The 15,834-nt window shown below is 62.5% G+C and carries 18 protein-coding genes; 4 read left to right on the top strand and 14 right to left on the bottom strand.

Going from position 1 to position 15,834, the window contains the following annotated elements; translation table 11 throughout:
* The first annotated feature begins 59 nt into the window (after positions 1 to 59).
* On the top strand, positions 60 to 611 hold the full coding sequence (locus G520_RS0103430) for a flavin reductase family protein (protein ID WP_028534434.1): 552 nt from the start codon (positions 60 to 62) through the stop codon (positions 609 to 611).
* Between the two features lie 35 nt (positions 612 to 646).
* On the opposite strand, the gene G520_RS0103435 is transcribed toward G520_RS0103430, so the two are convergent.
* A complete protein-coding gene (locus tag G520_RS0103435) occupies positions 647 to 2,269 on the bottom strand; it encodes a methyl-accepting chemotaxis protein (protein WP_028534435.1) in 1,623 nt (540 codons plus the stop codon).
* 248 nt (positions 2,270 to 2,517) lie between these two features.
* Here G520_RS0103435 and G520_RS0103440 point away from each other — a divergent pair, with 248 nt between their 5' ends.
* The 3 genes from G520_RS0103440 to G520_RS21385 all read left to right on the top strand — a co-directional run bounded on the left by G520_RS0103440 (position 2,518) and on the right by G520_RS21385 (position 3,972).
* Complete coding sequence (locus G520_RS0103440) at positions 2,518 to 2,772, top strand: hypothetical protein (RefSeq protein WP_028534436.1); 255 nt, start codon at positions 2,518 to 2,520, stop codon at positions 2,770 to 2,772.
* 350 nt (positions 2,773 to 3,122) lie between these two features.
* Entirely contained in the window at positions 3,123 to 3,497 is a 375-nt protein-coding gene (locus tag G520_RS0103450; protein ID WP_169449810.1) for a helix-turn-helix domain-containing protein, read from the top strand.
* Between the two features lie 214 nt (positions 3,498 to 3,711).
* Positions 3,712 to 3,972, top strand: a complete 261-nt coding sequence (locus G520_RS21385) for a helix-turn-helix domain-containing protein (RefSeq protein ID WP_084637444.1) — start codon at positions 3,712 to 3,714, stop codon at positions 3,970 to 3,972.
* Between the two features lie 5 nt (positions 3,973 to 3,977).
* Here the strand turns inward: G520_RS21385 and G520_RS0103460 are convergent, their stop codons facing one another.
* From G520_RS0103460 to ispC, 13 genes are all read right to left on the bottom strand, one after another.
* Positions 3,978 to 4,319 carry a 2Fe-2S iron-sulfur cluster-binding protein gene (locus G520_RS0103460; RefSeq protein ID WP_028534438.1) on the bottom strand — a complete coding sequence of 114 codons (342 nt, stop codon included), beginning with the start codon at positions 4,317 to 4,319 and terminating at the stop codon, positions 3,978 to 3,980.
* 1 nt (position 4,320) lies between these two features.
* Positions 4,321 to 5,511 (bottom strand): molybdopterin molybdotransferase MoeA, encoded by a 1,191-nt coding sequence (locus tag G520_RS0103465; protein ID WP_246542660.1) that lies wholly within the window; start codon positions 5,509 to 5,511, stop codon positions 4,321 to 4,323.
* A gap of 35 nt (positions 5,512 to 5,546) precedes the next feature.
* The gene (locus G520_RS0103470) at positions 5,547 to 5,768 is read right to left on the bottom strand and encodes a hypothetical protein (protein ID WP_028534440.1); all 222 of its coding nucleotides are present in this window, start codon (positions 5,766 to 5,768) and stop codon (positions 5,547 to 5,549) included.
* 79 nt (positions 5,769 to 5,847) lie between these two features.
* Positions 5,848 to 6,435, bottom strand: a complete 588-nt coding sequence (locus G520_RS0103475) for a DNA-deoxyinosine glycosylase (protein ID WP_084637445.1) — start codon at positions 6,433 to 6,435, stop codon at positions 5,848 to 5,850.
* On the bottom strand, positions 6,369 to 6,959 hold the full coding sequence (rnhB, locus tag G520_RS0103480; RefSeq protein WP_028534442.1) for a ribonuclease HII: 591 nt from the start codon (positions 6,957 to 6,959) through the stop codon (positions 6,369 to 6,371). The genes G520_RS0103475 and rnhB overlap by 67 nt, the downstream gene beginning before the upstream one ends.
* Complete coding sequence (gene lpxB / locus G520_RS0103485; protein ID WP_036665169.1) at positions 6,956 to 8,125, bottom strand: lipid-A-disaccharide synthase; 1,170 nt, start codon at positions 8,123 to 8,125, stop codon at positions 6,956 to 6,958. Before lpxB ends, rnhB begins: the two co-directional genes overlap by 4 nt.
* Before the next feature lie 2 nt (positions 8,126 to 8,127).
* Positions 8,128 to 8,901 carry an acyl-ACP--UDP-N-acetylglucosamine O-acyltransferase gene (gene lpxA, locus G520_RS0103490; protein WP_028534444.1) on the bottom strand — a complete coding sequence of 258 codons (774 nt, stop codon included), beginning with the start codon at positions 8,899 to 8,901 and terminating at the stop codon, positions 8,128 to 8,130.
* 2 nt (positions 8,902 to 8,903) lie between these two features.
* A complete protein-coding gene (gene fabZ, locus G520_RS0103495; RefSeq protein ID WP_028534445.1) occupies positions 8,904 to 9,356 on the bottom strand; it encodes a 3-hydroxyacyl-ACP dehydratase FabZ in 453 nt (150 codons plus the stop codon).
* Positions 9,349 to 10,398: a UDP-3-O-(3-hydroxymyristoyl)glucosamine N-acyltransferase gene (lpxD, locus tag G520_RS0103500; RefSeq protein WP_028534446.1), complete on the bottom strand. Its 1,050-nt coding sequence runs from the start codon at positions 10,396 to 10,398 to the stop codon at positions 9,349 to 9,351. The genes fabZ and lpxD overlap by 8 nt, the downstream gene beginning before the upstream one ends.
* Positions 10,399 to 10,496: 98 nt before the next feature.
* Positions 10,497 to 10,988, bottom strand: a complete 492-nt coding sequence (locus G520_RS0103505) for an OmpH/Skp family outer membrane protein (RefSeq protein WP_028534447.1) — start codon at positions 10,986 to 10,988, stop codon at positions 10,497 to 10,499.
* A 16-nt stretch (positions 10,989 to 11,004) separates the two neighbouring features.
* Positions 11,005 to 13,293 carry an outer membrane protein assembly factor BamA gene (bamA, locus tag G520_RS0103510; protein ID WP_028534448.1) on the bottom strand — a complete coding sequence of 763 codons (2,289 nt, stop codon included), beginning with the start codon at positions 13,291 to 13,293 and terminating at the stop codon, positions 11,005 to 11,007.
* 10 nt (positions 13,294 to 13,303) lie between these two features.
* A complete protein-coding gene (gene rseP / locus G520_RS0103515; RefSeq protein ID WP_028534449.1) occupies positions 13,304 to 14,656 on the bottom strand; it encodes an RIP metalloprotease RseP in 1,353 nt (450 codons plus the stop codon).
* Complete coding sequence (gene ispC, locus G520_RS0103520; RefSeq protein ID WP_028534450.1) at positions 14,653 to 15,828, bottom strand: 1-deoxy-D-xylulose-5-phosphate reductoisomerase; 1,176 nt, start codon at positions 15,826 to 15,828, stop codon at positions 14,653 to 14,655. The genes rseP and ispC overlap by 4 nt, the downstream gene beginning before the upstream one ends.
* Positions 15,829 to 15,834: the final 6 nt, after the last annotated feature.

The following is a 15,834-nucleotide window of genomic DNA, read 5'->3' on the forward strand; positions in this document are numbered from 1 at the left end:
GAGCAGCGCAAGCGTCATAATGCACACAATCTGATCCGAATCATCACCGGAGTTACCGCATGCGCTTGCCCGTCGAACTCGCTCACGCCTACCGTCTACTCAACCACGGGCCGACCACGTTGATCAGTGCCGCGCATGGCGGCGTACAAAACGTCATGGCCGCCGCCTGGGTCATGCCGCTGGACTTCGAACCGCCCAAAGTCCTCGCCGTCATCGATAAACAATCGTTCACGCGCAGCTTGATCGACGCATCGGGGGAATTCGCGCTCAGCCTGCCGTCGCGGGAACTGGCGGCCGCCACCGTCAACGCGGGTTCGAGCAGCGGCCGCGACGGAGACAAATTCGCCTCCAGCGGGTTGCAACCGTTCAAGGCGCAAGAGATCGCCGCGCCGCTGATCGATGGCTGCCTGGCCTGGCTCGAATGTCGCGTGATAGCAGAACCGGCCAATCAGCAACGCTACGATCTGTTCATCGCCGAAGTGGTCGCCGCCTGGGCCGATTCGAGCGTGTTCGCGGACGGACACTGGCTAATGGCGCCGGACACCCGACACACGATCCATTATGTTGCGGGCGGCCGCTTTTTCGAAACCGGAGCCGCGTTCGACGTCTGAATGCCGCGGCCCCGCCTTGCGTCCTGCAAGCCGGCTCAGAGCCGGTAGCCCGCCAGCGTTTCCATCTGCAGCCGCGCCAGCGCATCCAGCCGGTTTGCGTTGGAGGCGGTCTGTTCGGCGGCGGCGCTCGACTCTTCCGACATCCGCGCCACGTTTTCCACCTGCTGCGCCAGCGCATTGCTGGCCGAACCCTGCTGAGCGATCGCGGCGGAGATCTCACGGACGCGGGCCGCCGTCTCGACCGACGCCTCGCCGATGCGTGCGATAGCCTGCACCGCCCGATCCGAGCGCTCGACGCCACTATCGACCAGCGCAGCCGCTTCGCTCATGCGCACCGTCGCTTCCTGCGAACGTTCCGTCATGACGGCAATCGTGGCGGATATCTCGGCGGTCGATGCCGTGGTGCGCTCGGCCAGCTTGCGCACTTCATCGGCGACCACGGCGAACCCGCGCCCCTGTTCGCCCGCGCGCGCCGCTTCGATGGCGGCGTTGAGAGCCAGCAGATTGGTCTGCTCGGCGACATCGCGGATCACCCCGATGACCGCCGCCACCTTGCCGCTATCGGCCTCCAGCGCCGAGATGCATTTCGCCGATTCCGTCACGGTCCGGGCAATGCGATGGATATCCGCTATGGTCTCGCCGATCACGCGCCCCCCCTCGCTCGCATGCTGCCCGGCATCCGAGGCCAGATGGTGGGTCTGCTGCGCCTGCTCGGCCACATGGTTGATGCTGACTGTCACCTGCTCGATGCTGGCAGCCATGTGCGAGGAGGCCTCGCTCTGCACCGTCGCCGCCGACGACATCTCCGCGGCGGTGCTGGTCAGTTCCCGCGCGGCGACGGAGACCTCCCGCGATTCGGCCAGGATGCTGCGCAGATTGTCTCGCAGCCGGTCAAGCAGGTCATTGAATGCACTCGCCGTCCCCCCCAATTCATCGTTGCGCTCGATCTTGATGCGCCCGGTAAAATCGAGCGACTCGCTCACATGCCTCATGAAGTTCCGGAAGTTATTCATGCGCACGCGGATCATCCGCGCAAGCCAGTAGCCTGCGCCGCCGAAGATGGCGCAGGTCAGCAACAGAGTCAGCGACAAGCCCCACTTGCTTGCCTGATAGGCAGCCCCGTTATCGCGCCGCAGCGTATCGGCCAGGGCAAAGTTGTAATCCATATGCGTAGTCAAATCCTGGCTCAAGGCGACGGCCGTGTTGCGGAACGCGCTCGTATCGCCGATCAGCGCCATCTCCCCGGCCATGTCGTTGCGCTTGGACAGCGCGAGAATCGGGGCGATAGTGGCAAAATAGCTCTCCATATCGCTGCGATCCTTGGTCAGCATCTGGCGGTCGCTCGGATCGGAGAGCAGTTGCTTCTCGTATTGCGCCATATCCTGCTCGAAACGCTGTCGAAGGCTCGCCAAAGCGGCCTCATGCCGGTCTTTGCCCTCTACGGTCGTCGCCAGGATATGATCCCGGACTTCAACCCGAGCCTGACTGACGACGGTGCGCGCATCGTCAAGAATCTTGACGCTGGGGATGGCGTTCCCCTGAATGAATTCAAACCGATCCTGAGCCAGACCCAGCGACCACAGACCGTAGCCCCCCACACCCAGTAACATCAACAGCGCCAACACCACCGTCAGCGCAATCAGCTTTGCAATAGACATCGCGACCTTCCCCGTTAATTCGACCTTGTCGGTGATGACTCCGACTTATCTGCCCGCTCGGGCGGAACCCGACATAGTGAGGACTATTTAAAATTGGCGACGGATTTTCAACGTCACCCTTGATCCTGGTCAAATACCCGGGCGCCCCCACTTATGCTGCAGTGCAAAAAAAAATCTTTCCCGTCAACAGCAAGCGTCGTAACATGGAATACATGCTTATTGCCTGAATTCGGCCCGGAGGGAATCTCATGTCGGAAAAAACCCATATCAGACCCGATCCCGAGGCGGCAACCCTGGGGGCTCTCGCCGCCCTGCAAGCCGCCGTGCGAGCACTGGTCATGACCCATCCCGATCAGGCCGCCCTGGCCCAGGCCTTGCGTTTCGAAAACGAAGCCACGCTGGTGCATCTGCTGTCCGGTCCGTATCGCGATACGGCACTCGAACAGTTTCAGGCCTTTGCGCAGTCGATCGATATGGACAGGCCGGGCGCCGACAAGCGATGATCGGCACGGTGCCATGAACACTTCATATCCATTGTCATTTATAAATATATTTAATTAAAACAAAGAACTAGAGACAAACTCATCCCGGAAAAAGGGTGTGGCCAATGCCGACAGGGGTGTAGTATTACTACCCTCGCACCGCCAGGCGGCACTACAACCGGAAGGAATCGACATGCTTGACGAGCTCGCGCAATGGCTGGAAGCGCAGAATGAGGGGCGTGCCGCCCTCGACGACGCTCATGGAGATGGACTCTGTCCGTTGATCGGCGACGAAATCTGACCACTGCGGCAGCGGCCCGCCCCGGCCGGACCCCGGGCCGCCCGACATGACTCACGACGTGCCATGCGCCATGAATACTTTGGGAAATCGTATCCGCTGGGTACGCGAGCGGGAAGGAATCAGCCAGCAGATGCTGGCTGACGCTGTCGGCGTCTCGCGGGCGGCGGTCTCACAGTGGGAAAACGGGCAGACCAAGGGGCTGCGACCGGAGAATCTGATCGCGGTCGCAGAACAACTCAATTCGGGCATCCGCTGGCTGGTGCTCGGCGAAGGCGACAGCAGTCCGCCTTCCGCGCCTCCCACCGCTCCCCACGCGGGGGAGCTCGACCAGCTGCTAGAGACGCTAAGACAGGCCTACCGCAAAGGACAGCTCACCCCGGACATGATTCGCGCCCTCGATCTTCTATGCAGCAGCTTGCCCGGCAGGATGCGCGGTCGGCGCTGAAGCCGCCCTGCCCCTGCACCGGCACGGTAAAGTCGCCACAGTAAGAATACTGACGTAAAGGTCGGAAACCGCCATGCCTGCTTGACAGAAAAATAAAAAAAAAACATTCTCTCCGAATGCCAGTCTGCACTCAGTCCTCTACCGTGACGACAGCGCCGGCGGGCCCTTCCTGATTCGCGCCATTCCGGCGTCGGCACCGCCATGGAGAACACCCATGGACACGTCAAGCTTTATGGAGCGTCGACTCCTGTTCCAGGCGCGCGATCTGCGGGGGCTGCGCAAATGCACGCAGCTGTCGCAGGCGCGATTCTGGCAAATGCTGGGCATCACGCAGCCGACCGGCAGCCGCTACGAAGCCGGTGCGCGCGTCCCTTCGCTCGTGCTCGACCTGTTACGTCTGCTGCACGTCGAAGGCATCGATATCCGCCACCTGCAACGCGAAGAAGTCCCGCAGCACAGGGTACGAAAACGCTGAGATACTCACGCCGCAGGCAGGCACACCGTCCAGTCGTTCTCTCCGACCGACAGGTAACAGGCCAGCCTCCAGACCGATGCCTCGTCCGGCCATGTTTCCTGCGCGGCGGCGTCAGCGGCGATCACGCCCGCACGCAATAGCACATTGCGCTCCTTGCGCTGGACACGCTGCGTCGCAGGCTGTCCGGCGTGATGCACGCGCACCCGACACGTGCCGCACGTACCTTGCCCGCAGCGCCAGTGCAGCGCGACATCGTTCCGTCGCGCCACATCGAGCAGCAGCTCGCCGGCCTCCGCGTCTATCACGGCCAGCGTCTGCCCGTCCCGCTCGAAGCGTATCCGCGGCATATCAGCGCCCGAAGGGCAGATAATCCACGCTGTCGCCAAAGGCGATCGCCCGTCCCGGAGGCACCCGCGCCAGACCGTCGGCCCAGGCGCAGGACGTCAGTACACCCGACCCTTGCTGTGGATACAGCTCGAGCCGGAACTCGCCGCCGCTTCCGACCTTGCGCACCCGCAGGAATTCCTCGCGCCTGGCATCGGGTCGCGGCCAGTCGAAGGCGGCCGGGTACGGCGTCATGACCAGTCCCTCGGCGACGGCACGACCGCTGCGCCGGGCAAGCACATCGCGCACCAGCACCTGCCAGGTCACAAAACCGGAAACCGGATTGCCGGGCAGACCGAAAAAGGCGGCCGAGCCGATGGAGCCCGCCGCCAGAGGCTTCCCGGGCTTGAGCGCGAGCTTCCATAGCATCAGTTCGCCTTCGGCCTTCAGTGCGGCTCTGACGTGATCTTCCTCACCCATCGAAACGCCACCGCAGGTCATGACCACATCGGCTTCGCGCGCGGCGGCCTGCAACGCCTGCCGCGTGGCTGCAAGTGAATCGGGTACGATACCGAGGTCTTCGACCCGATACCCTTCGGCCTGCAGTGCCGCCACCAACCAATAACGGTTGGAGTTGTAGATCTGACCGCTGCCGACGACCGCACCGGGTTCGACCAGTTCGTCGCCGGTGAAAAAAACAGCGACGCGCAGCGGACGCAACACGTCGAGGCTGGCCACGCCGAGTGAGGCGGCCAGGCCCAGGTCAGCCGCTCCCACGACGCGGCCGGCCTCGATCGCGACCCGGCCGCACGCGATATCCTCGCCCGCGCGGCGAATATTGGCACCGATGGCGGCAGGAGTCGTGATACGCACCCGTCCCGCATCGTCTACATGACAGTGCTCCTGCATCACCACGCAATCCGCCCCCTCTGGCAGCATGGCTCCGGTAAAGATGCGCGCGGCGGTCCCGGCTTCGAGCGGCACGGGAACGCTGCCGGCGGGAATGCGCTGACTGATAGGCAGTGTGAGTGCGGCATCGCAGGCACGGATGGCATAGCCATCCATGGCACTATTATCGTGAGGGGGGACGGCTAACCCGGCGACTACGGACCGGGCCAGAATGCGGCCCGGCGCTTGCAGCAGGGGGACCGTCTCGGTTTGGCCGACCGGCTCGGCCTGCCGCAGCAAGCTTTCGCGAGCGGCGGAAAGAGTCATGAATTGTTGCATGGGGGTATGCGCAGCGCGCCGGTTCAGGCCGCTCGTGGCGCCAGGCTGGCGCGCTGCGGGCTAGGCTCCTCTTCGAATCGTTTCCAGTCGACAACCATGGCTTGCGTCAAGCCGCAATCCTCCGCCAGCTGGGCTTCTATTTCTTCCAGTACCTGATGACAATGAATCGTGCCGGCCAGCACGACTTCGGCCCGTCGCATGACACTATCGTCAGGCGTGACAAACCAAATGCAATAGCGATTCATGAGTCTACTCTCCCGGCGAACTCGGACGCGACAAGCGCCACGTATAAATATCGCCGCAATTGCATCGACTCAGCAAGCATTACCTGACAAGCAAGGACGCGATCGCGTCCCACGCGACCCGTTTTTCGGCAAGAGGCCGCGCATGGGCAGGGCTGGACGATGGCAGATTGACGATGCGATAGGCGCTCCCCAAGGGCCCCAGCTGCTTCATCCCCAGCCTGGCGGCCGTGGCTCCATTGAAAGCGATGGCGGAAAGTTCCGGCAGCGAACGGACGAATGCGGCCAGCTCGTTGCCGCTGGCGGCGCGAATGCGGCAGTCCAGGCTGCCTTCACGCCGGGCTTCGGCCACGACATCCCATAAGCCGACGCCGCGGGAAAGCAGAAACTCGAGACGGCAAGCATAGTCGAGCGCCGCCAGATCGGCGCCGAGTGCAAAGCCGAGCAGCGTCCAGAACCGATTCTGACGATGGGCATAGTATTGATTCTGTGCAAGCGAACGCTCGCCGGGGAGGCTGCCCAGAATCAGCAGCCGGGTGTGCGCATCGACGACAGGCGGAAAGCAGCGCTTGACGCCGCCCGCGTCGCGTCCGCCGCCGGGCGTCAGAACAGCTGCCCCTGCTGTCGCGCAAGCCAGGCTCGCACCGGGCCGAACGTCTTGCGGTGCCATTCTCCCAGCACGCCGTGCGCCTCGATCGCGGCCAGGTGTTCGGCAGTGGGATAGCCTTTGTGCCGGGCAAAACCGTAGACGGGAAATTGCACATCCAGCGCGACCATCGCCGCATCGCGCGCCGTCTTGGCCAGGATGGAAGCCGCCGAAATCTCGGCCACGGTGGCATCGCCCTTGACAATGGCCCGGGCGGGAATCCGCAGTCCCTTGGGCACGCGGTTGCCATCGATCAACGCTTCGTCGGCCGCCGGCGACAACCCCGCGATGGCCCGGCTCATCGCCAGCATGCTGGCATGCAGGATATTGAGCCTGTCGATTTCCTCCACGCTGGCCTCGGCGATGCACCATGCGAGCGCGTCGCGACGGATGATGAGCGCAAGTTCGTCGCGACGCGATGCGGACAGGACTTTGGAGTCGGCCAACCCCGGGATCGCGCGCGCCGGGTCGAGGATGACCGCGGCGGCGAATACCGCGCCGGCCAGCGGCCCCCTGCCCGCCTCGTCCGCGCCGCAGACCCGGCTCATCGCCGCACCATGTCCAGCACGGCCTCCGCCGCCAGCGCGTCGGTGTCCTGACGCAGCTCCAGATGCAGTTCGGCAAACAATTTGGCCAGCGCGCGCTGCCCGTCCTTGTCGTGGTACAGGCGTATCATCTCGGCGGCCAGCTTCTCGGGAGTGGCGTCTTTCTGCAGCAACTCGGGCACCACCTTGCGTCCGCACAGCACATTGGGCAGTCCGACATAGGGTGAGCGTATCTTGCGCTTCACCCACTGATAGGTCAGGCTGGACAGCTTGTAGCTGATGACCATGGACCGCTTGGCCAGTGCGACCTCCAGCGTCGCCGTACCGCTGGCGACCAGCACCACGTCGCTGGCGATCACCGCCATCTGCGCATGACCGAACAGTTTTCGCAGCGGCAGCTCCCAAGCCTTGTGCCGTGTCAGGATCTGTTCGAACCGGTCGCGCGTCGCACGCGTCGCCAAAGGCACCACGAACTGGGCATCGGGAAACGTTTCCAGCAGCAGGCGTGCCGTTTCGATGCAGATAGGGGCCATGAAGTCGATTTCACTGAGTCGGCTTCCTGGAAGCAACGCGAACACCGGCACATCGCGCGGAAGGGCGAGCTGATCGCGCATCGCATCGCGGTCGGGTTCCAGCGGAATCTCGCTGGCCAGAGGATGACCGACAAAAGTCGCCGGCACTCCGCCCCACCTGTAGATGTCCGGCTCCATCGGAAACAGGCATAGCATATGCGAGACGGAACGGTTCATCTTGCGCACCCGCTCCGGACGCCAGGCCCAAACCGAGGGACTGACATAATGAACGGTCGGAATGCCGGCGTTTTTCAGCCCCTCTTCCAGCTTCAGATTGAAGTCGGGCGCATCGACGCCGATGAACACATCCGGCCGCTGCGACAACAGGGTCGAACGCAGATGACGACGCAGGCGCAGCAAGCCCGGAAGATGGCGCAGAACTTCGGTCAGTCCGCGAACGGCCAGACGTTCTTGCGGCACGATGGAGTTGAAGCCGCGCGACAGCATGCGCGGACCGCCTATGCCGGCAAATTCGATATCCGGGTAGCGTGCCGTCAAAGCATCCATCAGGCTCGCCCCAAGTACATCGCCGGAGGCTTCGCCGGCAACCATGGCGATTTTCAGACTTTCTGCTCGGGAAAACAGGATCTCTGGCATGTTTAACGAATGATGCCTCGCTCGGAGCGGTCAAAAAACCGCAGAAAAGGCTCGAGTTCGACGCTGCTGGCGGCTTGCTCGCGAATGGCCGCTTTGGCATCGTCGTAGCTCAAGCCCTGGCGATAGAGCGCCTTGTAAGCCGTGCGGATGGAGCGGATCGCCGCCGCGTCGAAACCGCGTCGCTTGAGCCCCTCGGCATTGATGCCGGTCGGAACCGCGCGATTGCCGTGCGCCATCACGAAGGGAGGAATATCCTGCGCCACCGCGCTGGCAAAGGCCGTCATCGCATGTTCGCCGATGATGACAAACTGGTGGACACTGGTAAACCCGCCCAGAATGACCCAGTCGCCGACCCGGACATGCCCGGCCAGCGTCGCATTGTTCGCCATGATGGTATGGTCGCCGACCTGGCAGTCATGGGCGATGTGAACATAGGCCATGATCCAGTTGTCGTTGCCCATGCGCGTCACGCCCACATCCTGCGCGGTCCCGATGCTGAAGGTGCAGAACTCGCGGATGGTGTTGTTGTCGCCGATTTCGAGCCGGGTAGGTTCTCCCGCATACTTCTTGTCCTGCGGTACGGCACCCAGCGAGCAGAACTGGAAAATACGATTGTTCTTGCCGATGCGGGTATGCCCCTCGATCACCACATGCGGGCCGATCCAGCTGCCGCTGTCGATTTCGACATCGGGTCCGATGATCGAATAGGCGCCGACTTCCACATCCGGCGCCAGGCGCGCCTTCGTATCAACAATAGCGGTCGGATGAATCGCCATGGTCACACCTCGCGTTTGGCGCACATGATCTCGGCTTCGCACGCCACCTGGCCGTCGACCAGGGCGCGCGCCGCGTACTTCGCGATCCCGCGCCTGGAGTTGATTTGCTCGACTTCGAGGATCAACTGGTCTCCCGGCAGCACCTGGCGTTTGAAGCGAGCCTTGTCGATGCCGACGAAAAAGTAGAGTTCGTTTTCTTTGCGCTCGCCCTGGCTGCGGATGGACAGCACTCCGGCCGCCTGCGCCAGAGCCTCGATGATCAGCACACCCGGCATCACCGGATACTGTTCGAAATGGCCCATGAAGAACGGTTCGTTGATGGTCACATTCTTGATGGCCCTGACGCGCTTGTCGGCCTCGAATTCGATGACCCGGTCGATCAGCAGAAACGGGTAGCGGTGCGGCAGGTAACGCATGATCTCACGCACATCGATCGAGACGGCATGTTCACTCATTCTGGTCATCCTTAGGGTATTTCAGGGTTTCAATCTCGCGCTCTAGGCATTTGACGCGCTTGACGAGGTCGTCAAGATGCCGCACATGAACTGCGTTGGCAAGCCAATCCTTCATGGTCTGCAGCGGGTAAGACGACGCATAATTATCGGGCTTGCGGATCGATTTGGATACCAGCGTTCCGCCGCCGATGTGGCTGCGGTCCGCGACCTCGATATGGCCGACGAACATGGCGGCGCCGCCGACGGTGCAATACGCGCCGATACGGGTGCTGCCGGCGATGCCGACACAACCGGCGATCGCACTGTGTTCGCCTATCTGGACATTGTGGGCGATCTGCACCAGGTTATCGATTTTGGCCCCGTTTTCGACGATGGTATCGGCCATCGCACCGCGGTCGACCGTGGTATTGGCACCGATCTCGACATCGTCGCCGATGATGGCGCGACCGGTCTGCGGGATCTTGAACCAATGATCGCGGTCCCAGGCCAGGCCGAACCCGTCCGCTCCGATCACGCAGCCGGAATGCAGGGTCACGCGCTGCCCGATCCGGCACCCGCCGTACACGGTGACGTTAGGATAAATCGTCGTATCGTCGCCGATTTCAACCCCGTCGCCGATGACGACACCGGGATGAATCAGGCAGCGTTCGCCCAGCACCGTACCGTCGCCGATGACGACGTGCGCACCGATCTGGCACGACGCGGGCACGCGGCTGGCCGCGCCGAGCACGGCCGAGGGATGCACGCTGCCGTTGGCGCGCGCGGACGGATGAAACAGCGTGGCGACACGAGCGAAATAAAGATAGGGATCCGCGACGACGATCAGGGGAAAACGCCCCGACAGCTCCTCGGCCAATTGCGGCGAAACAATCAGCGCGCCAGCGCGGGTTGCATCCAGCTGACGCCGGTATTTGGCGCTGGCCAGAAAACTGATCTCGCCGGCCTGGGCGCTTTCGAGCGGCGCGAGCCGCTCGACCGCGACGTCATCGCCGCGCACCTCGCCTCCCAGGCGGGCAACGATTTCAGAGAGAAAATAAGACATCGATACCAAGCCGCCCCGGGCGGCTGCTCCAGCTTGATTAATCGAAAGACACCATCACCGCGCCACCCGGACACGCAGGACGGGATGACGCGAGATGCTTATTGCTTGTCGAGTTCCTTCAGAACCTGATCGGTCAGATCGTATTTGGGACTGACATAGACGGCGTCCTGCAAGATAAGGTCGAACTGTCCGCGTTCGGCAATGACTTTGAGCACGCGGTTGGCCTTGTCGAGCAGGGTCGCGAACTCTTCATTGCGGCGCTGGTTGAAGTCCTCGGCCATCTCGCGCACCTTGGCGCGATAGTCTCTGTCCAAACTGTCGAGTTCGCGCTCGTCGTTCTTGCGGTCCGCTCCGTTGAGCGTCGTCCCGGCCAGCAGGGCTTGCAACTCCTTGCCGCGTGCTTCCATGCGCTTGAGTTCGGCCCGGCGGTCGGCGAACTCGGCCTCCAGCTTCTTCTGGATGGCGATCGCCGGCGTCGCTTCGCTGTAGATACGTTCGATCTTTACGTAGCCCAGTTTGAAATCCGCCGCCACACTTTGCGTAGCCAGGGCCAAGCCGACCACGGCCAAAAAGGTTTTCATCGACTTCATAGTGGTATCCCGTATGTTAGAACACCGTCCCCAACTGAAACTGGAACCGTTGCAGCTTGTCGGTTTCCTTGGTATGCATCGGCATGGCCATACTGAACTTCATCGGTCCCATCGGGGACAGCCAGGTCAACGCAACCCCTGCCGAATAGCGATATTCGGAACTGGCGGTACTGCCGGAAACCGTCGGGTCCCAGGCCGTACCGGCATCGGCGAACAGGCTCAGGCGCACCGACTGGCTGTCGCGCATCCCCGGGAACGGGAACAGCAGCTCGGCGGTGGCGGTCAGCTTGCGCGTCCCACCCAGAGAGTCGTTATTGCTGTCTTTCGGCCCCAGGCTGCTGCTTTCGAAGCCGCGCACCGAACCGATGCCGCCGACGAAGAAGTTCTGATAGAACGGAACATCCTTGGTCTTGCCATAGCCGGCGATATAGCCGGCTTCGCCGCTCAGCATCAGGGTGTAGGTCTTGGACAGCGGGAAGAACCACGACTCATTGTGCGACATGCGATAGAACTGGATATCGCCGCCGGGCAAGGCCAGGTCGCCGTTGACGCCCATGAGATAGCCCCGGGTCGGCCACAGCGAATTGTCGCGCGTATCGCGACTCCAGCCTACGGACGACGTCACGGTGACGTTGGTCTGACCGTAACGGTCGACGAAATCGATATAGCGCTGCGGGCTGTCGCTCAGCAAGCCGATGCGCGTCTGGTCTATGCCGAGGGTATAGCTGACGCGGTCATGCTCGGTCACCGGCACGCCCAGAGTCATCGAGGTGCCGATGCTCGTGGTCTTGTACGACGAGGTGCTGGTGCTCGACGGATCGTAACTGGTGCGATAGATGCTGTAGCCGAGGCTGGAACCGTCGACCGTGTAGTACGGATCGGTGAAGGTCAGCTTGGCGGTCTTGGTCGTCGTGCTGGTACCGATATTCAAGGCCGCCGCCTTGCCCGAACCGAAGAGGTTGCTCTGCGAGATCCCGGCCGACAGCAGAATGCCCTCGCCCTGACCGTAGCCGATACCGGCGGTCACGCTGCCGGTGGAGCGTTCCTTGACGTTGACATTGACGTCCACCTGATCGGGAGCATCCGGCACCGCCGGCGTCTCGACCGTCGTCGTTTCGAAGAACGACAGCAGATCGACGCGCTCCTTGCTGCGCTTGACATTGGCCGAATTGTAATAGGCGCCCTCGAGCTGACGCATTTCGCGACGAATCACTTCGTCGCGCGTCTTGTTGTTACCGGTGATCGTCACCTGGCGCACATAGGTCTTGCGACCCGGATCGACATAAAAAGTCAGACTGGCGATGTTCTTGCTGCGATCGATATCCGGAACCACGTTCACATTGGCGAAAGCGTAGCCATCCTGCCCCAGGCGGTCATTGATGGCGGTAACGGACCCATTCACCTTCTCGCGGTCGAACACTTCGCCCGGCTTGACCTGCAGCAGCTTGCGCAACTGTTCTTCCGGCAACTTGAGATCGCCGGCGAAATGCATCTCGCCAATGGTGAATTTCTTGCCTTCGTTGACGTTGACCGTCAGATAGACCGCCTCCTTGTCGGGGCTGATCGTCACCTGACTGGAATCGATATTGAATTCGAGGTAGCCCTGGTTCTGGTAGAAGGCACGCAGCTTTTCCAGGTCGCCGGTCAGCTTCTGCTTGGAGTACTGGTCGCTCTTGCTGACCCACGACCACCAATCGCCGGTATTCAACGCGAACAGCTCGAGCAGATCGGCTTCCTTGAACGAGGTGGCGCCCAGGATACGGATTTCGTGAATCTTGGCCGTCACGCCTTCGTTGATGTCTATCGTCACCGCAATGCGGTTGCGCTCCAGGCGCGTCACATGCGGAGTGATTTCGACCGAGTACTTGCCCCGACTGTAGTACTGGCGCTTGAGCTCCTGCACCGCACCGTCCATCAGCCCCTGATCGAAGATGCGGGATTCGGCCAGGCCGTTCTCCTTCAGCGCCTTCTTGAGCTGATCGGCTTCGAACTCCTTGGAACCCTTGATTTCAAGCTGGGCAATGACGGGACGCTCGGCCACGGCGACGATGACGACATCGGCGCTGGACTCAATACGGACATCATTAAAAAACCCAGTAGCGTAGAGTGATTTAATGGCCTCACTCGCTTTGGCATCGGTAAACGTATCACCGACCTTGATGGGCAGATAACTGAAAACCGTACCCGGTTCGGTACGTTGCAAGCCCTCTACGCGAATATCCTTGATGACGAAAGGACTGGAGGCCCAGGCAAGGCCTGACGCAGCCAGACCCAGAACGGCCGCCGCAACAAGTTTCAATTTCATAGGTTCTTTTTTAACCCCCCCAAAGGCGGCTGATGTCGTTTAGCAGTGCAAAAGCCATTAGCGTTGCCAAAAGCGCGAAGCCGATTCTTTGACCAATCTGTTGAGCGCGCTCGCTCAACGGTCTCCCCTTGATCAGCTCCGCCGTATAATACATTAAGTGACCGCCATCCAGAACGGGAATCGGCAGCAAGTTGAGAACGCCGATGCTGATACTGATCAGCGCCATGAAATCGAGATAGGCGGCAAGCCCTTCTCGCGCGCTCTGCCCGGCTACGCTGGCAATGGTCAGCGGCCCGGACAAATTATCCATCGAAGCCTGGCCGACGGCCATCCTTCCGATGAATCTCACGCTCATCCAGGCGGTGTCCAGCGTCTTTCCGACCGCTTCGACCCCCGCCTGCAGCAGCGAATAATGCACGGTAAAACGCAAGGCGTCGTACCAGGCCGTATCAAAGGCGGGCGCCGCACCGATGCGGCCGACAAAGAGGCCGTCTTCGCCCGGGTCCGAATCCGGACGCACAGCGACGGACAGGGCTTTTCCATTCCGCAGCACGCCGATCTGCAAGGACTTGCCCGGGCTGTTGCGTATCGTATCGACCCAGGACAGCCAATCGTTCATGACAACGCCGTCGATGGACTGCAAACGGTCGCCGACCTTCAATCCGGCGCGAGCCGCGGCGCCGTCGACAGTCAGCTCGCCAAGCACCGGCTGAAATCGCGCAGGCAGCAGACCGACGTCGCCTCGAGCAAACTCGCGGGCGAAACGGGCTCCGAAGCGCGGCAGATCGAGCCTGCGCACGACATGTGCGCCAGCGGCCGTCGTCACCTCGGCTTCGAGCGCGGGCGCACCCGGCACGGTAACCTCTTCCAGCAGCACGCGCTGCACATCGCGCCAGCTCGCCACCGGACGGCGACCAAGCGCAGTCAAGCGATCGCCCGGCAGAAAGCCGGCCTCGGCGGCCACGGTGTGCGGCACGACGGTACCGACCCAGGGCCGCAGCAGCGACACCCCCTGCCCGATCAGGATCCAGTACAGCACGGCCGCCAGCAAAAGATTGGCAACGGGGCCCGCAGCGACGATAGCCATGCGCTTGAGGACCGGCTGCGCATTGAAACTGCGGTGCCGCTCGCTACTGGCCACCGCGCCCTCGCGCTCATCGAGCATGCGCACATACCCACCGAGGGGAATCGGGCACAGCACCCATTCGGTTTCGCCCGGTTGCCAGCGCAGCAACGGACGGCCGAAGCCGATGGAGAAACGCAGCACCTTGACCTTGCACATCCGCGCGACAATGAAGTGCCCGAATTCATGAAAAGACACCAGTACGCCGAGCGCCAGCAGGAAGGCAAGCAATGTGATCATGACAGCCGCGCTCCGAGCCAGGCCCGGGTTGCGGCATCCTTGAGCAACAAGTCGTCGAGCGAATCGCTCGCCGCCAGGTCCATCCCGGCCAGCGCATCGCTGACCAGACGGTAGATATCGGTAAAGCGGATACGGCCATCGAGAAAGGCCGCCACCGCGACTTCATTCGCCGCATTGAGAACGGCCGGCGCATCGCCGCCGGCTTCCAGTGCGGAAAACGCCAAGCCCAGACAGGGGAAGCGGTCGAGATCCGGCGCTTCGAAGCTCAAATCGCCGAGGGTGCGAAAATCGAGCGGCGCAACCCCGGAGGCGACACGTTCGGGCCAGGCCAGGCAGCAGGCGATCGGCGTACGCATGTCCGGGTTGCCGAGCTGGGCAATCACCGATCCGTCGCGGTACTGCACCATGGAATGAATCACGCTCTGAGGGTGCACCACCACCTGGATGCGCGAGGCCGGGGCATTGAACAACCAGTGCGCCTCGATCACTTCGAGCCCTTTATTCATCAGCGACGCCGAATCGACCGAGATCTTGCGCCCCATGCTCCAGTTCGGGTGGCGGCAGGCATCGTCGGGAGTCACATCGGCCAGCCGCGATGCGGCAAGCTGGCGGAAAGGGCCGCCGGATGCCGTCAGAATCAGGTGACTGACGCCAGCGGCGTCCAGATCGCCCGCGTAGCCGGCCGGCAGCGACTGGAAGATCGCATTGTGCTCGCTATCGACCGGCAGCAGCGTCGCCCCTCCGGCCGCAACCGCCTGCATGAACAGCCGGCCGGCCATGACCAGCGATTCCTTGTTGGCCAGCAATACTTTCTTGCCCGCCCGGGCAGCAGCCAGAGCGGAAGTCAGCCCCGCGGCACCGACGATGGCCGCCATCACCATGTCGACACTGTCCAGCGTCGCAATGAAATCGAGCGCCGCCGGGCCGGACATGACCTCGGTCGGCACGCCCGCCGCACGCAGGCGACGCTGCAGAGCGGCCTCGTCGGCCCCTGCGGCCACCACCGCATAGCGCGGGGCGAAACGCAGGCACAGGTCGAACAGGCGATCGAGCTGCCGATGCGCGCTGAGCGCGACGACATGATAACGGTCTGGGTGACGGGCCACGACATCGAGCGTATTCGTGCCGATGCTGCCGGTGGCCCCCAGTACAGCAATACCCTGAGGATTCATGGTGTG

Origin of the sequence: Paludibacterium yongneupense DSM 18731, from assembly GCF_000422925.1 — a bacterium.
GTDB classification, from domain to species: domain Bacteria; phylum Pseudomonadota; class Gammaproteobacteria; order Burkholderiales; family Chromobacteriaceae; genus Paludibacterium; species Paludibacterium yongneupense.

What these genes read in the sequence shown, in the direction of transcription:
- G520_RS0103430 (WP_028534434.1), top strand. Translation starts at nt 60, where the DNA reads ATGCGCTTGCCCGTCGAACTCGCTCACGCCTACCGTCTACTCAACCAC.
- G520_RS0103435 (WP_028534435.1), bottom strand. Translation starts at nt 2,269, where the DNA reads ATGTCTATTGCAAAGCTGATTGCGCTGACGGTGGTGTTGGCGCTGTTG.
- G520_RS0103440 (WP_028534436.1), top strand. Translation starts at nt 2,518, where the DNA reads ATGTCGGAAAAAACCCATATCAGACCCGATCCCGAGGCGGCAACCCTG.
- G520_RS0103450 (WP_169449810.1), top strand. Translation starts at nt 3,123, where the DNA reads ATGAATACTTTGGGAAATCGTATCCGCTGGGTACGCGAGCGGGAAGGA.
- G520_RS21385 (WP_084637444.1), top strand. Translation starts at nt 3,712, where the DNA reads ATGGACACGTCAAGCTTTATGGAGCGTCGACTCCTGTTCCAGGCGCGC.
- G520_RS0103460 (WP_028534438.1), bottom strand. Translation starts at nt 4,319, where the DNA reads ATGCCGCGGATACGCTTCGAGCGGGACGGGCAGACGCTGGCCGTGATA.
- G520_RS0103465 (WP_246542660.1), bottom strand. Translation starts at nt 5,511, where the DNA reads ATGACTCTTTCCGCCGCTCGCGAAAGCTTGCTGCGGCAGGCCGAGCCG.
- G520_RS0103470 (WP_028534440.1), bottom strand. Translation starts at nt 5,768, where the DNA reads ATGAATCGCTATTGCATTTGGTTTGTCACGCCTGACGATAGTGTCATG.
- G520_RS0103475 (WP_084637445.1), bottom strand. Translation starts at nt 6,435, where the DNA reads ATGGCACCGCAAGACGTTCGGCCCGGTGCGAGCCTGGCTTGCGCGACA.
- rnhB (WP_028534442.1), bottom strand. Translation starts at nt 6,959, where the DNA reads ATGAGCCGGGTCTGCGGCGCGGACGAGGCGGGCAGGGGGCCGCTGGCC.
- lpxB (WP_036665169.1), bottom strand. Translation starts at nt 8,125, where the DNA reads ATGCCAGAGATCCTGTTTTCCCGAGCAGAAAGTCTGAAAATCGCCATG.
- lpxA (WP_028534444.1), bottom strand. Translation starts at nt 8,901, where the DNA reads ATGGCGATTCATCCGACCGCTATTGTTGATACGAAGGCGCGCCTGGCG.
- fabZ (WP_028534445.1), bottom strand. Translation starts at nt 9,356, where the DNA reads ATGAGTGAACATGCCGTCTCGATCGATGTGCGTGAGATCATGCGTTAC.
- lpxD (WP_028534446.1), bottom strand. Translation starts at nt 10,398, where the DNA reads ATGTCTTATTTTCTCTCTGAAATCGTTGCCCGCCTGGGAGGCGAGGTG.
- G520_RS0103505 (WP_028534447.1), bottom strand. Translation starts at nt 10,988, where the DNA reads ATGAAGTCGATGAAAACCTTTTTGGCCGTGGTCGGCTTGGCCCTGGCT.
- bamA (WP_028534448.1), bottom strand. Translation starts at nt 13,293, where the DNA reads ATGAAATTGAAACTTGTTGCGGCGGCCGTTCTGGGTCTGGCTGCGTCA.
- rseP (WP_028534449.1), bottom strand. Translation starts at nt 14,656, where the DNA reads ATGATCACATTGCTTGCCTTCCTGCTGGCGCTCGGCGTACTGGTGTCT.
- ispC (WP_028534450.1), bottom strand. Translation starts at nt 15,828, where the DNA reads ATGAATCCTCAGGGTATTGCTGTACTGGGGGCCACCGGCAGCATCGGC.